The 16,164-nt window shown below is 72.0% G+C and carries 5 protein-coding genes; all 5 read right to left on the bottom strand.

Features of this window, described 5'->3' with window-relative positions; all coding sequences use genetic code 11:
- Positions 1-42: 42 nt before the first annotated feature.
- Entirely contained in the window at positions 43-6,129 is a 6,087-nt protein-coding gene (locus ACWFR3_RS05570; protein WP_453733259.1) for an amino acid adenylation domain-containing protein, read from the bottom strand.
- Positions 6,130-6,159: 30 nt separating this feature from the next.
- The gene (locus tag ACWFR3_RS05565) at positions 6,160-14,049 is read right to left on the bottom strand and encodes an amino acid adenylation domain-containing protein (RefSeq protein WP_453733258.1); all 7,890 of its coding nucleotides are present in this window, start codon (positions 14,047-14,049) and stop codon (positions 6,160-6,162) included.
- A 100-nt stretch (positions 14,050-14,149) separates the two neighbouring features.
- The gene (locus ACWFR3_RS05560; protein WP_453733257.1) at positions 14,150-14,371 is read right to left on the bottom strand and encodes an MbtH family protein; all 222 of its coding nucleotides are present in this window, start codon (positions 14,369-14,371) and stop codon (positions 14,150-14,152) included.
- Positions 14,368-15,132, bottom strand: a complete 765-nt coding sequence (locus ACWFR3_RS05555; protein WP_453733256.1) for a thioesterase II family protein — start codon at positions 15,130-15,132, stop codon at positions 14,368-14,370. Before ACWFR3_RS05555 ends, ACWFR3_RS05560 begins: the two co-directional genes overlap by 4 nt.
- A 13-nt stretch (positions 15,133-15,145) precedes the next feature.
- Positions 15,146-16,087: a TauD/TfdA family dioxygenase gene (locus tag ACWFR3_RS05550; RefSeq protein ID WP_453733255.1), complete on the bottom strand. Its 942-nt coding sequence runs from the start codon at positions 16,085-16,087 to the stop codon at positions 15,146-15,148.
- Positions 16,088-16,164 lie beyond the last annotated feature (77 nt).

The following is a 16,164-nucleotide window of genomic DNA, read 5'->3' as shown; positions in this document are numbered from 1 at the left end:
TCCCGAAGGGGGATATACGGCTTCTATATCGACTTGACCGGGCTACGCGGAGGCGTAGCCGCCCCACTCGGCGAGGAGTTGGTGGCGCTCAGCGGCCGTGAGGATGTCGAGCGCCGCGGTCTGCTGTTCCCGGTCGTCCGCCACGGCCTCCAGGAGCCGGGTCAGACGGTCGAGGTACTGCTGCGCCTCGTCCGCCGAGAACGCGTCGGGGCGGTAGGAGAGCCGCAGGGTGAGCCGCGGTCCGGGGATGACCGAGAGGGACAGCGGGTAGTGCGTGGCGTCGACGCCTTCGAGCCCGGCGAGACGCAGCCCGGGAGCCGGGTCGTGCCAGCCGGTGGCGTCCAGCGGATAGCTCTCGAAGACCATGGAGGTGTCGAAGAGCGTGCCGCGGCCCGCGAGTTGCTGGATCTCGGTGAGGCCGATGCCGTGGTGTTCGAGCAGCCCCGCCTGCTCGTCCTGGACGCGGGCGAGCAGCTCCCGTACGGGTTCGTCGGCGCGCAGCCGTACGCGTACGGGCAGCGTGTTGATGAACATGCCGACCATCCGCTCGACGCCCGCGAGCTCCGGCGGGCGCCCCGAGACGGTCGCGCCGAACACCACGTCGTCCGCGCCCGTCATCCGGGCGAGCAGCACACCCCAGGCGGTCTGCAGGACGGTGTTGAGGGTGACCGCGCTGTCGCGTGCCGCATCGGCAAGGCGCTGGGAAAGGTCCTCGGAAAGATCGGACTTGAGGAGTTCGGGCAGGACGGGCGGCCGTCCCGCGAGCTGGGGCGCGAGGAGCGAGGGCCCGGCGATGCCGTCGAGCGCGGACGCCCAGCCGCGGTGAGCGGTGAGCCGGTCCCGGCCGGCGAGCCAGGCCAGATAGTCGCGGTACGGGGTGACGCGGGGCAGGTCGGTGCCGGTACCCGCGATCTCGCCCGCGTACAGCTCGAAGAGCTCGCCGATCAGGACCGGCAGCGACCAGCCGTCCCACAGGATGTGGTGGTTGGTGAGCAGCAGCCGGTGCCGGTCGCCGCCGAAGCGGACGAGGAGCAGCCGCAGCAGCGGAGGCCGCCGCAGATCGAACCTGCGGCCCCGCTCCTCGTCGGCGAGCCGCGCCGCCTCCGCCAGGGCCTCGTCGTCCGCGAGGTGCGACACGTCGGCCTCGGACCAGGGAAGTTCGGCCGTGCGGTGGATAACCTGCACGGGCCGGTCGAGTCCCTCGTGGCGGAAGCCGGCCCGCAGGTTCGCGTGCCGGGCCAGGAGCCGCTCCCCCGCCGCACGCAGCACCGCGCCGTCCAGGTGCCCCTCGAAGTCGAACTTCAGCTGGGCGGTGTAGACGTCCGTGCCCTCGGTGTCGAGCAGGGCGTGGTAGTGCAGGCCCTCCTGGAGCGGTGACAGCGGCAGGACGTCCTCGAACTCGGGGGTGGTGCTCTCGATGAGGTCGATGCCGGCCTGGTCCAGACCGACGAGCGGCAGGTCGGACGGCGTGTGCCCGCCCGCATCCGGCAAGGCGGCGTGGACCGCGATGCCACGCAGCGCCTGTGCCCAGAGATCGGCGAACCGGCGCACCTCGATCTCGTCGAGCACGCCGCCCGCGAAGGACACGGAGGCTTCGAGGACGGTGCCCTCGTCGCCGTCGAGAGCCGCGGCGTTGATCTCCAGGGCGTGCGCGAGAGGCAGGCCCGCGTCGGCACCGCCCATCAGGCCGGTGCCCGGTACGGCTGCCCAGGCGGTGGTCTCCTGACTCTCTGATCCACCCGTGCCGATGCGGCCCAGGTAGTTGAAGGCGATCTGCGGGCTTCCCAGCGCACGGAGTTCGACGGAGGTGTCCGGGTTGAGGTGGCGCAGCATCCCGTAGCCGAGCCCGTGGTCCGGCACCTGCCGCAGCTGTTCCTTGACCAGCTTCACCGCACGGCCCGCGACCGCACCACCGGCACAGACCTCGTCCCACTCGGCCTCACCCGCGTCCAGCCGCACGGGATGAATGCTCGTGAACCAGCCCACCGTCCGCGACACATCCGTCTCGGCCCCCGGCAGCTCCTCACGCCCGTGCCCTTCCAGATCCACCAGCAGACCACCGGAATGCCCGCGCCCCCGCAGCACGTCCCAACGCCGCACGGCCAACGACAGGGCCGCGAGCAGGACGTCGTCGACTCCGCCGCGGAAGGCGGCCGGAGCCCTGCCGAGCAGCGGCTCGGTGACGTCTGCGGGGAGGCTGACGTGCAGGGTGCGGGCGGTGGCCACGGTGTCGGCGGTGCGGTCCAGGGCGCGGGAACCCACGCAGGGTTCCTCTGCCTTCAACATCGCTCGCCAGTACGGGAGTTCCGCGGATCGCCGGTCACTCTTCGCCTCGTCGGCGAGGAGTGCGGACCAGCGGCGGAAGGACGTACCGACGGGTTCGAGCTCCACCGGACGACCGGCGGACACGGCCTCCCAGGCAGCGGCCAGATCCGGCAGCAGGATCCGCCAGGACACACCGTCGACCACCAGGTGATGCAGCACGAGCAGCAGCTGACCGGGCACATCACGCCCCGCGTCGAACCACACCGCACGCACCATCCGCCCCCGCGAAGGCGCAAGCTCCGACTGAGCGACCCGCCCTCCCGAAGCAACCGCCTCCGCCAACGCCTCCCCGTCCAGCCCCCGCACATCCACCCGCGAAAGCACCGAGGCCGCATCCACGGCACCGCGCTCCCGCACCTCCAACCCCCAGGCACCATCAGCACCCTCGGCACCCTCGGACACCGAAAGCCGCAACACGTCATGGTGATCGAGCACCGCACCCAACGCACCCGCCAACGACTCCGCAGAAGCCGCCGCGGGCACGCTCACGAGCATCGACTGGTGGAAGCCGGCCACCGGTCCGCCGTGCTCGGCCAGGCCCGCCACGACCGGGGTCGCGGGGAGTGCGCCGATGCCGGATCCCGCCGGTTCGGCCGCACTTCCGGACGCCGATGCGGCCTCGCGGGCGATCGGGGCCAGTGCGGCGACCGAACGGTGTGCGAAGACCTCGCGCGGCGTGAAGTGCAGCCCCTCGCGGCGGGCGCGGGAGACCAACTGGATCGCCATGATGCTGTCGCCGCCACGGTCGAAGAACGAGTCGTCGACACCGACCTGTTCGAGGCCGAGTACCTCGGCGAACACCTGGCACAGGACTTCCTCGCGCGCGGTGCGCGCGGCGCGTCCGGTGGAGGGTGCCGTCGAGTAGTCGGGGGCGGGCAGCGCGCGCTTGTCGACCTTGCCGTTGCCGGTCAGCGGCAGTACGTCCAGGGCGACCACGGCGGACGGAACCATGAAGTCGGGGAGCTCGCCGCCCGCGAAGGCGGTCAGCTCCGCCGGGTCCGCGACCGTGTCGGCGGCAGGCACGACGTACGCCACCAGACGCTTGTCACCGGGCCGGTCCTCGCGGACGACGACCACGACCTGGTCGACGGCCGTGTGCCGGGCCAGGACCGCCTCGATCTCGCCGAGTTCGATGCGGAACCCGCGCACCTTGACCTGCTGGTCGGCGCGGCCGATGTATTCGAGGTGCCCGTCGGCGTTCCACCGCACCAGGTCGCCCGTGCGGTACATGCGCCCGCCCGGCTCCGCGAACGGACAGGCGACGAAACGCTCCGACGACAGCCCTGGACGTCCCCAGTAGCCGCGCGCGAGACCGGCACCCGCGACGTACAGCTCACCGACGACACCGGGCGCGCACAGGCCGAGCGCGGCATCCAGGACGTACACCTTCAGGTCGGGGATGGCGGGACCGATGACGCTGCCGGTGCTGCGTGCCGCGCTCTCGCGGTCCAGGGAGACATAGGTGACGTGCACCGTCGTCTCGGTGATGCCGTACATGTTGACCAGCGTGGGCGCGTCATCGGCATGCCGTTCGTACCAGGCGTCGAGCTGGCCCGGGTCGAGCGCCTCACCGCCGAAGATGACATAGCGCAGGGCGAGCCGCTCCCCCGCCTCGGGGTTCTCCTTGTCGGCACGCATCAGCTGGTAGAAGGCGGACGGCGTCTGGTTGAGGACCGTGACGCGCTCGTCGGCGAGGAGACCGAGGAACTCCTCGGGCGAACGGGAGACCGTGTACGGCACGACGACAAGGCGGCCCCCGTACAGGAGCGGGCCCCACAGCTCCCACACCGAGAAGTCGAAGGCGGAGGAGTGGAAGAGCGTCCACACGTCGTCGCCGGTGAAGCCGAACCACTGGTCGGTCTCCGACATCAGCCTCAGCACGTTGTGGTGCGGGATGACGACGCCCTTGGGGCGGCCCGTGGAGCCCGACGTGTAGATGACGTACGCCGGGTGCGCGGGGTCCAGCGGTGCCGTGCGGTCGGCGTCCGTGGGGTCGGTGGCCGGGGCGGCGGCGACGCGGGCGGCGGTCGCCGGGTCGTCGAGGGCGATGCGGGGCGCGTCGCCCGGCAGGTGCGCGGCGTGCTCGCCGGTGGTCAGGACGCAGGCGGGGCGTGCGTCCTGGACCATGTAGGCGAGGCGTTCCGCGGGGTAGTGCGGGTCGACGGGCACATACGCCGCGCCGGCCTTGAGCACGGCGAGCACGGCGACGACGAGTTCGTCGGTGCGGGGCAGCGCGAGCGCCACGAACGACTCGGGGCCGATGCCCTGTCCGATGAGGTGGTGGGCGAGGCGGTTGGCGCGTTCGTTCAGCTCGGCGTAACCGCAGTGCTTTCCCTCGTACGTCAGGGCCGGCGCGTCCGGAGTGCGGTGCGCCTGCGTCTGGAAGAGGTCGGGCAGGGTGCCTTCGGGCGGTGTGCCCGGGGTGCCGTTCCACTCGGTGAGGAGGGTGTGCCGCTCGTCGGGCGTGAGGATGTCGAGGCCGTCGACCGACCGGCCGGGGTCGGCGCACATGCCCTCCAGGAGGAGGACGAGCCGGTCGAGGCAGCGGGCGGCGTCCGTGCCGGTGAAGGCGTCCGTGCGGTAGGACAGGCGCAGCGAGAGCGTCGGGCCCGGTATCGCGGCGAGGGCGAGCGGGTAGTGCGTGGCGTCGACGCCGCTGACGTCGGTCAGGCGCAGGCCGGGGGCGGGTGACTCCCAGGACGTCGGGTCGAGCGGGTAGCTCTCGAAGACCGTTGAGGTGTCGAACAGGGCTCCGCCACCGGCGAGTTGCTGGATGTCGGGCAGCGCGAGGTGGTGGTGTTCGAGGAGCTGGGCCTGCTCGTCCTGGACGCGCGAGAGGAGTTCGGCGACGGTCTCGCCGCGCCGCAGCCGTACGCGTACGGGCAGCGTGTTGATGAACATGCCGACCATCCGCTCGACGCCCGCGAGCTCCGGCGGGCGCCCCGAGACGGTCGCACCGAACACCACGTCGTCCTTGCCGGTCGTCCGGGCGAGCAGCACGCCCCAGGCCGCCTGGATCACGGTGTTGGGGGTGACCGAACCCGAGCGGGCCAGCGCGGTCAGCCTCTCCGAGAGCTCCGCGGGCAGCTCCGTCGTGATCTGCTCGGGGAGGTCGGCCGCGCGGTCGGCGACGTCGGGGGCGACGAGGGTGGGCCCTTCGAGGGAGTCGAGGGCACCGGCCCAGGCCTTCTTCGCCACGTCCTTGTCCTGGGCGGCGAGCCAGGTCAGGTAGTCGCGGTACGGGGTGACGCGGGGCAGGTCGGTGCCGGTACCCGCGATCTCGCCCGCGTACAGCTCGAAGAGCTCGCCGATCAGGACGGGCAGCGACCAGCCGTCCCACAGGATGTGGTGGTTGGTGAGCAGCAGCCGGTGCCGGTCGCCGCCGAGGCGGACGAGGAGCAGCCGCAGCAGCGGGGGCCGCCGCAGGTCGAACGGCCGGCTCCGCTCCTCGTCGGCGAGGCGGGCGGCCTCCGCCTCGGTCTCCGCGTCGCCGAGTCCGGACAGGTCCGCCTCCGCCCAGGGCAGCGCGACCTTGCGGTGCACGACCTGTACGGGCCGCTTGACCCCTTCGTGCCTGAAGCCGGCGCGCAGGTTGGCGTGGCGGGCCAGGAGCCGCTGCCCGGCCTCGCGGAGCACCGCCGCGTCCAGCGGTCCCTCCAAGTCGAACCCGATCTGGGCGGTGTAGACGTCGACCGCTCCGTCGTCCAGGAGGGCATGGAACAGGAGGCCCTCCTGGAGCGGTGACAGCGGGAGGACGTCTTCGATCCTGGACTGTTTCTTCTTGGCCTGCGACTGCGTACTCATGTGATCCCCGAATCCCCTGATGGCTCTCGACTAGCTCTCGATGTCTTCCATGTCGAGGTCGTCCTCGAAGTCGTCGAACTCGCTCTCCAGCGCCTCGATCTCCTCCTGGCTGAGGGCGACCAGCGGCAGGTCGGACGGCGTGAACCCGCCCCCGTCCTCCTGCGCGGCGTGGGCGGAAAGGCCCCGCAGCGCCGCGAACCACAGCTCGGCGAGCTCCCGCACCGCGTCGTCGGTGAGGATGCCGTCGGCCCAGGACCAGGTGGCTTCCAGCTCGGGGCCGGTCGGCAGGTCGTGGGTGAGCGCGTTCACGGACAGGGCGTGGTCGAGCGGCATGGCCGGGTCGGCGCCGCCGCCGAGTGCGTCCCGCTGCGGCAGCACGGCCCAGTCGACGGGCTCTCCCGTGCCGATGCGGCCCAGGTAGTTGAAGGCGATCTGCGGGCTTCCCAGCGCACGGAGTTCGACGGCGGTGTCCGGGTTGAGGTGGCGCAGCATCCCGTAGCCGAGCCCGTGGTCCGGCACCTGCCGCAGCTGTTCCTTGACCAGCTTCACCGCACGGCCCGCGACCGCACCACCGGCACAGACCTCGTCCCACTCGGCCTCACCCGCGTCCAGCCGCACGGGATGAATGCTCGTGAACCAGCCCACCGTCCGCGACACATCCGTCTCGGCCCCCGGCAGCTCCTCACGCCCGTGCCCTTCCAGATCCACCAGCAGACCACCGGAATGCCCGCGCCCCCGCAGCACGTCCCAACGCCGCACGGCCAACGACAGGGCCGCGAGCAGGACGTCGTTCACCCCGCCGTGGAAGGCGGCGGGCACCTGGGTGAGCAGAGGTTCGGTGAGGTCGGCGGGGAGCCGCAGACGCAGATGGCGCGCGCTTGCGGCCATGTCGACGGCGGGGTCGAGCGGGCGTGCCCCGATGAGGGGCTCCCCTGTGCTCAGCACCTCTCGCCAGTAGGGAAGTTCGGTGGCCCTGGAGCCACCGGCCGCGTCCTCCGCGAGGAGCGTGGCCCAGCGGCGGAAGGACGTACCGACGGGTTCGAGCTCCACCGGACGACCGGCGGACACGGCCTCCCAGGCAGCGGCCAGATCCGGCAGCAGGATCCGCCACGAGACACCGTCGACCACCAGGTGATGCAGCACGAGCAGCAGCTGACCGGGCACATCACGCCCCGCGTCGAACCACACCGCACGCACCATCCGCCCCCGCGAAGGCGCAAGCTCCGACTGAGCGACCCGCCCTCCCGAAGCAACCGCCTCCGCCAACGCCTCCCCGTCCAGCCCCCGCACATCCACCCGCGAAAGCACCGAGGCCGCATCCACGGCACCGCGCTCCCGCACCTCCAACCCCCAGGCACCATCAGCACCCTCGGACACCGAAAGCCGCAGCACGTCATGGTGATCGACCACCGCACCCAGCGCACCCGCCAACGACTCGACCGAAGCCCCCGCCGGCACCCGTACCAGGACCGACTGGTTGAAGCTGTCGAAGCTGCCGCCCTGTGCGGCGAGCCCGGCGATGATCGGGGTGAGCGGGACCTCGCCCACGCCGAACCCGGCCGGTTCGGCGACGCCCCTGGCGCCACCCTCGTCGACGTTCCCGGCGACCGCCGCGAGCGACTCCGGGGTCTGATGACCGAAGACGTCGCGCGGTGTGAAGTGCAGTCCCTCGCGGCGGGCGCGGGAGACCAACTGGATCGCCATGATGCTGTCGCCGCCACGGTCGAAGAACGAGTCGTCGGCGCCGACCTCGTCGAGTCCGAGCACGTCGGCGAAGAGTCCGCACAGGGTCTCCTCGCGCGGGGTGCGCGGCGCGCGGCCGGCGGACGCGGCGCTCTCCGGCTCGGGGGCGGGCAGGGCCTTGCGGTCGACCTTGTCGTTGCCGGTCAGCGGCAGCGCGTCGAGGGTGACGAGCGCGGACGGCACCATGAACTCGGGCAGTTGTGCGGCGACACCGGCGAGCAGTGCCGCCGGGTCGGTCGCGGCTCCCGGTGCCGGGACGACGTACGCGACGAGCCGCCGGTCGCCCGGCCGGTCCTCGCGGACGATCACCACGGCCTGGGCGACGCCCTCGTCCCGCGTCAGAGCCTCCTCGATCTCCCCCGGCTCGATGCGGAAGCCGCGCAGCTTCACCTGCTGGTCCGCCCGGCCGACGTATTCGAGCAGGCCGTCCGCCCGCCACCGCACCAGGTCGCCCGTGCGGTACATGCGCCCGCCCGGCTCACCGAAGGGGCAGGCGACGAAGCGCTCCGCCGACAGACCCGGGCGATTCCAGTAGCCGCGCGCGAGACCGGCGCCCGCGACGTGGAGTTCGCCGATGACACCGGTCGGGCACAGACCGAGCGAGGCGTCCAGGACGTACGCGTAAGTGTTGTCCAACGGCCGCCCGAGCGGCGGCACTCCGTCGATCTCCGCCGCCGTGCGGAAGCTCGCGTGGGTGACGAAGGTGGTGGTCTCGGTGGGGCCGTAGCCGTTGCCGACGCGGATGCCGGGGCAGGCGTCGAGGACCTTGCGGATCGGGGCCGGGGAGAGCGCCTCACCGCCCGCCATGACCTCCCGGACACCGGCGAAGGCCTCGGGGCGTTCCTCGGCGATGAGGTTGAACAGGGCGGCGGTCAGGAACATCCCGGTCGCCCCGTGCTCGGCGACCATCCGCTCCAGGACCGTGGCGTCGAGCATGCCGGGCGGCGCCACGACGACAGTGCCGCCGTTGAGGAGCGGCACCCACATCTCGTACGTCGACGCGTCGAAGGCGTGCGGCGAGTGCATGAGGACGCGGTCGTGGGCGCCGTCCTGCCAGCAGCCGTCGAAGGCGAGGTCGCGTACGTCGGCGTGGCGCACCGCGACGCCCTTGGGCACGCCCGTGGAGCCGGACGTGAACATCACGTACGCCAACTCGTCGGCATGCACCGTGACGTGGGAGAGCGGCGTTTCCCTCGCGAGTGTCGGGTCGTCGACCCGCTGGACGGGGACGCCGTCGGGCAGCCATGCGAGGTCCTGGCCGTCGTCCGCAAGGAGTACCGAGGTGCCGGTGTCGGCGAGGACCCGGGCCCTGCGCTCGTCGGGGAAGGACGGGTGGATCGGCACATAGGCGCCGCCCGCCCTGACCACCGCGAGGGCCGCGACGACGACCTCCACGGACCGGCCCAGAAGCACGCCCACCATCGACCCGCGCCCGACACCTAGGGACCGCAGCCGGGCCGCGAGACGCCCCGCACGGGCATCGAGGTCCGCGTACGTCACCACCTCACCGTCGGACACCACGGCCACCTCGTCCGGCGTCCGTGCGGCCTGCGCGGCGAACAGCTCGGCAAGCGAACCGGCGGGCGTGGGGGCCGTGACGCCCTGCCGGCCCGTGAGGAGTTCGGTGCGCTCGGCGGCGCCCAGCACCTCCACCGTGCCCACGGCCTGGTCCGGCCGGTTCACGGCGCCCTCCAGGAGGAGGACGAGGCGCTCGGCGAAGGTGGCAGCGGTGGCCGGGTCGAAGAGGTCCACGGCGTATTCGAGTGCGCCGTCGATGCCCGCGCAGTCGCCCTGCTCCGTGTGCTGCTCGGTGAGGAAGAAGGTCAGGTCGAACTTGGCGATGCCGATCTCGACCGGCTTGAACTCGGCGGTGACACCCGGCAGTTCCAGCCTCGCGGGCACGGCGTTCTGCAGGGCGATGACGACCTGCACGAGCGGGTGGCGGGCGCTGGAGCGGGCGGGGTTGACGATGTCGACGAGCCGCTCGAAGGGAATGTCCTGGTGGGCGTAGGCCGCGAGGTCCGTCTCGCGGACCCGGCCGACCAGCTCCTGGAAGGTGGGGTTCCCGCCGGTGTCGGTGCGCAGGACGAGCGTGTTGACGAACATGCCGATCAGGTCGTCGACGGCGGCGTCGGTCCGGCCCGCGACGGGGGTGCCGATCGCCACGTCCGTGCCCGCGCCGAGCCGCGTGAGCAGGGCGGCGAGGCCCGCCTGGAGGACCATGAAGAGGCTGACGTGGCGGGCGCGGGCGAAGGCGGCCAGGTCCCGGTGGAGCGCCGGCGGGATGTGCAGCGGCACGGTCGCGCCGCGGTGGCTCGCCTCGTTGGGGCGCGGCCGGTCGAGGGGCAGTTCGGTCTGCTCGGGCAGACCGCGCAGCACCTCGACCCAGTGCGCCTTCTGCCTGCTGAGCACGCTGTCGGCATCCTCTTCGGAGCCGAGCAGGTCGCGCTGCCACTGCGTGTAGTCGGCGTACTGGACGGCCGGCGGCTGCCAGTCGGGGGCCTCGCCCCGGCAGCGCGTCTCGTAGGCGGCGGCGACGTCGCGGGCCAGGGGCGCGAGTGACCAGCCGTCGCCCGCGATGTGGTGCAGCACGAGCAGCAGCACGTGGTCGTCCGGCGCGAGGGCGAACAGGGCGGTGCGCAGCGGGAGTTCGCTGCCCACGTCGAACCCGCGGCGCGCCGCTTCGGCGAGCGCGTCGTCCAGACCCGCCTGGTCCGTCTCGATGACGGGCAGCTCGGGGCGGGCGTCGCCCGGAGCGAGGATGTGCTGGTAGGGGATGCCGTCGAGGTCCGGGAAGACGGTGCGCAGCGGCTCGTGCCGGGCCACTACGTCGGCGAGCGCGGCGGCCAGTGCGGCACGGTCGAGGTCGCCGGTGAGCCGCAGCTGCATCGGCACGTTGTAGGTGGCGGACGCGCCCTCGTACCGGTTGAGGAACCACAGCCGCTGCTGGGCGAAGGAGAGCGGCGGCCGTTCCCCGCGCCCGACGGGCAGTACGGGCGGCCGCACGTCCCCGGTCGCCTCGGCGATGAGCCCCGCAAGGCCTTCGACGGTCGGCGACTCGAAGAGGTCGCGTACGCCGATCTCCACGCCGAAGACGGCGCGGATGCGGCTGCCGAGGCGGGTGGCCATCAGGGAGTCGCCGCCGCGGTCGAAGAAGGAGACGTCCGCACCGACCTGTTCGAGGCCGAGGATCTCGGCGAACAGGCCGCACAGAACCTCTTCCTGCGGCGTGCGCGGGGCCCGGCCCGTCGTGGCGAACGCCTCGTGGTCGGGGGCGGGCAGCGCCCGCTTGTCGATCTTGCCGTTGCCGGTCAGCGGCAGGGCTTCGAGGGTGACGACGGCGGACGGCACCATGAACTCGGGCAGTTCCGCGCCGACCCTGGCGAGCAGTGCCGCCGGGTCCGGTGCGGCGCCGGGTGCCGGGACGACGTAGGCGACCAGGCGCCGGTCGCCCGGCCGGTCCTCGCGCACGATCACCACGGCCCTGGTGGCCTCGCCGCCGCGGGTGAGGGCGGCCTCGATCTCGCCGAGCTCGATGCGGAACCCGCGCAGCTTCACCTGCTGATCGGCCCGGCCGACGTATTCGAGCAGGCCGTCCGCCCGCCACCGCACCAGGTCGCCCGTGCGGTACATGCGCCCGCCGGGATCACCGAAGGGGCAGGCGACGAAGCGCTCCGAGGACAGGGCGGGCCGGTCCCAGTAGCCGCGCGCGAGACCGGCGCCCGCGATGTAGAGCTCGCCGACGACGCCGGGCGCGCAGAGTCCGAGCGCGGCGTCCAGGACGTAGGCGCGGGTGTTGTCCAACGGCCGTCCCAGCGGCGGCACGCCCTCGATCCCGGCGGGCGTCGTCAGGGGGGTGTACGTGACGTAGGTGGTGGTTTCGGTGGGCCCGTATACGTGGCCGATCCGGGTGTCGGGGCAGGCTTCGAGGACCTTGCGCATGGCGGGCGCGGACGCCGCCTCGCCACCGGTGAGGATCTCGCGCAGGCCGGCGAAGGCCTCCGCGCGCTCCTCGGCGATCAGGTTGAACAGGGCCGTCGTCAGGAACATCCCGGTCACGTCGTGCGCGGCGACGATCCGCTCCAGCGCGGTCGCGTCCAGCAGGCCGGGGGCCGCGACGACGACGCTGCCGCCGTTGAGGAGCGGCACCCACATCTCGTACGTCGACGCGTCGAAGGCGTGCGGCGAGTGCATGAGGACGCGGTCGTGCGCGCCGCCCCGCCAGCGCGTGTCGAAGGCGAGGTCGCGTACGTCGGCGTGGCGCACCGCGACGCCCTTGGGCACGCCCGTGGAGCCGGACGTGAACATCACGTACGCCAACTCGTCGCCGTGCACCGGCACTTCGGGGGCCGGCGTTTCCCGCGCGAGCGCCGGGTCATCGACGCGAAGGGCCGTGACGCCCTCGGGCAGCCAGGGAAGATCGTCCCCGTCTTCGGCGATGAGGACGCGCGCACCCGTGCTCCGCACGGCCCACGCGCGCCGCTCGTCGGGGAACGACTGGTGGATCGGCACATACGCGCCGCCCGCCCTGACCACCGCGAGGGCCGCGACGACGACCTCCACGGACCGGCCCAGAAGCACGCCCACCATCGACCCGCGCCCGACACCTAGGGACCGCAGCCGGGCCGCGAGACGCCCCGCACGGGCATCGAGCTCCGCGTACGTCACCACCTCACCGTCCGAGACGACGGCATCGGCGTCGGGGGTGCGTGCGGCCTGCGCGGCGAACAGCTCGGCAAGCGAACCGGCGGGGACACTGGTTCCTGCGCCCTGCCAGGCGGAGAGCAGCTCGGCACGTTCCTGCGCGCTCAGCACCTCGACCGTGCCCACGGGGCGATCGGGGTCGGCCACCGCGCCTTCCAGGAAGTCGAGGAAGCGGACCTGGTGGGACTCCAGCTCCTCGGGGGTGAAGTGCTCGGCGGCGCCGTCGAAGTCGATCACCATGCCTTCGTCGTCGCTGTCGCCCCGGTCGTAGAGGGCGATGGACAAGTGCTCCAGGGGGCCGAGCGCAAGGTTGTGGGCCCTGGTGGTCGCTCCGTCGAAGGTCATCCCGTACTCGAAGGCCATGATGTTGACCGTCGGGCCGAGGATGCTCGGAGAGCTGTTGGTCAGGCCCAGGTCGCGGCGCAGATCCTCGTGGCGGTAGCGCTGGTGGCGAAGTGACTCGCGAAGGGACTTCGTAGTGGACGGCAGCAGCTCGGTGAGGCTCAGCCCGGCCTGGACGTCCAGGCGCAGCGGGATGACGTTCGAGGTCATGCCGACCGCCTGCCGGGCGGCGTCGCCCGAGCGGGCGGTGACGGGGAACGTCAGGACGATGTCGCTCTGGCCCGACATGCGCTGCAGGTAAGCGGCGACGGCGGCCAGGACGACGACCGCCCAGCGGGTCCTGCCCTCGCGGGCCATCTCCTTCATGCGGCGCACGGTCCGCGGACTCAGCGTGGCGGAGCGGCGGATCCAGCCGGTGCCGTCCCGCGGAGCCGGGGTCCGGGCGGCTTCCGTGCCACGGCTGCCCGCGAGGCGTACCGGTTCCGGCAGATCGGCGAGGCGTTCGAGCCAGAACTCGCGGTCGGCCGCGTACTTGTCGGACGCGCGGTAGGCCGCGTCCTCGTCGGCGAGCACCCGGAACGAGGTGAGGGGGCTCGGCTCGGCGGTGGTGTCGGTGGCGAGCGCCTCGTACAGGTCGCGCAGCCGGCCGAGGAGGACCTGGCCGGAGAAGCCGTCGAGGACGAGATGGTGGTAGCGGTGGTAGAAGAAGTGCCGCTCGGGGGAGAGCGTGAAGAGTGCCGCCGCCCACAGCGGGCCCTCGGTGAGGTCGACGTGGTGGGCCAGGTCGGCGCGCATCCAGGCGAGCGCGGCCGACTCGGGGTCGCGTCCCTCGTCGTCGCCCGCGGAGAAGTCGATGCGCTGGATGCGGACCGGCGCGGTGGGTGCCACCGTGAGGCGCAGCGTCTCGGCGTCCACACCCGAGACGCGCAGGGCGTCGGCCTCGTCGGCGAGTTGGCCCCATGCGGTGGCGAAGTGGTCACGGTCGAAGCGGCCGTGGATCTCGATGTACTCGCCGATGTTGTAGTTCCGGCCCGTCCGGTTCAGCTGATGGGCGAACCAGATCCCGTTCTGGGCCGCGGACAGCGGGTGACTTTCGGCACGCTCATCGCGCTCGGCACGTATCTCGGACACTTCTTTTCCACCCCGGTTTGAGAAATGAGAGAGGCTGCTGCGTAGCCCCGGCTGGAATTCCCGCACCCCCGGAAATTCCAGCGGGAGCTGCTCAGCAGCCTCAGGACTGAGTGGCGCCCGCCATGACCCGGCGGAGGCTTTCCGGACGCATGTCGGTCCAGTTCTTCTCCACGAAGTCGAGGCATTCCTGGCGCCCCGACTTGTCGAGTGCGATGTCCCAGCCGTTGGGCACCGCCACATGGGAGGGCCACAGCGAGTGCTGGCCCTCGGAGTTCACCAGGACGCGGTACGTGCCGTCCTGGTCCTCGAACGGATTGGTCATGCCACTGCCTTTCTCGTGGAATTCAATGTGTGCGCCAGAAGCTCGACGAGCTGCGGGGCCGTCTCCTCCAGATAGAAGTGGCCGCCGGGCAGCGTGTGAGCCGCGAACGCGCTCTGCGTGTGGTCCCGCCACGCGGCGGCGTCGTCGAGCGTGAACGTCGTGTCGCGGTCGCCGACGACGGCGGTGACCGGGCAGGCGACTCTGGCCCCCGCGACGTGCCGGTACTCCTCCACGAGCTTGAAGTCGGCCCGCAGCGTGGGCAGCGCGAGTTCCCGCAGTTCGGCGTCCTCCAGGACCCCGGCGCCCGATCCGCCGAGCGCCCTTACGTACGCCATCAGCGCCTCGTCGTCGTGCTGGACCGAGAGCCGTCCGCCGCACAGGGCGGGGGCGCGGCGCGCCGACGCGAAGAGGTGCGTGAGCCGCGGGCCCTCCGGCTGGCGTTCGACGCGCAGCGCCGTCTCGTAGGCGACGGTCGCGCCGAGGCTGTGCCCGAAGAAGGCGACGGGGCCGGCGAGCCGGTGCCCCGCGGTGAAGGCGATCTGGTCGGCGAGGGTCGCGATGTCCTCGACGTGCGGCTCCATGAAGCGGTCCTGGCGCCCCGGGTACTGCACGGCGACCAGTTCGATCCAGGACGGGAGGAGCTCGGCCCAGGAACGGAAGCTGCTCGCCGCGCCGCCCGCGTGCGGGAAGCACACGAGGCGCAGGGAGGCGTCGGGCCGGGGCGTGAAGACCCGGAACCACTTGGATCGGTCGGTGCTCATCCGGCGGCCGCCCTCAGTCGCACATGGCGACCAGGACGCGGCGGTCGCCGGTGAAGGGGCGGCGGCCGTGGCCCACCAGCACGTTGTCGATCAGCAGCAGGTCGCCGGTGCGCCAGTCGACGTTCACCGCGTGCTCAAGGCCCCGGTCACGGATCTGCGTCACGTAGTCGGCGGGGATCTGGGTGCCGTCGGCGAAGGTCACGTTCTGCGGCAGCTCGTCGGCGGGCATGATCTGCGCGAGCGCGGCGGCGGTGTCGTCGCCGAGTCCTGCCGGGTGCCACTGGTCGGCCTGGTTGAACCACACCTCGACACCCGTCACCGGGTGCCGCACGGTGGCGGGCCGCACCTGGTGGATGCGGATGCTGCCGTCGGGCCGCCACTCCCACTCGGCGGCGGTGGCACCGAGGAACTCCTCGACCTCGGCGCGGTCCTCCGTCTCGAAGGTGTCCTGCCAGCTCTTGCCCAGACCGCGGCCGCCGTGCAGGTTCTGGGTGTAGCGGACGCCTCCCTTGAATGCCTCGCGGACCTCCGGTTCCAGGGAGGTCAGCCAGCGCACGCCGTCGACGACGGGGGTCGCGCCGCCGCCGCCCGGCTGGGTGTGGCAGAAGAAGAGGAGCCGCGCCGGCCACTGATAGGCGTAACTCATCTCGTTGTGCATCGAGATGGTGAATTCCTGCGGGTATTCCGTCGAGGTGTAGACGTTCTTGCCGACCTTGGTGCGCGGGGAGTTTCCGTGCACGTACGCGAGCCTGTTCGGCAGCAACAGGTCCATGACGCCGTCGAGTTCATCGGGGTCGACCTTGAAGCCGCGGAAGACGAGGGCCTTCTCGCGGGCCAGCAGTGCGCCGAGGTCGTCGAGGCCGCGGAGGTGGTCCATGAGGCCTTCGGCCGTCGCGGGCGTTCCCGTGTCCTCGGACGTGATCTCCAGCGGTACCCAGTCCAGATTTTCCGTCATTTTTCTCTTCTCCCCGAGAGATTGGGCAACCTCGTCCGTCCCAGTTTTCGGGGCGGACCTATATTTCTTCAGTACTC

It is taken from the genome of Streptomyces sp. NPDC055189 (assembly GCF_053606765.1).
This window is presented reverse-complemented; position numbering and strand designations above follow the sequence as displayed.

Bases quoted from the DNA above. Each gene is read 5' to 3' on its own strand.
- ACWFR3_RS05560 (WP_453733257.1), bottom strand. From the start codon at position 14,371: ATGACCAATCCGTTCGAGGACCAGGACGGCACGTACCGCGTCCTGGTG.
- ACWFR3_RS05570 (WP_453733259.1), bottom strand. From the start codon at position 6,129: ATGAGTACGCAGTCGCAGGCCAAGAAGAAACAGTCCAGGATCGAAGAC.
- ACWFR3_RS05555 (WP_453733256.1), bottom strand. From the start codon at position 15,132: ATGAGCACCGACCGATCCAAGTGGTTCCGGGTCTTCACGCCCCGGCCC.
- ACWFR3_RS05550 (WP_453733255.1), bottom strand. From the start codon at position 16,087: ATGACGGAAAATCTGGACTGGGTACCGCTGGAGATCACGTCCGAGGAC.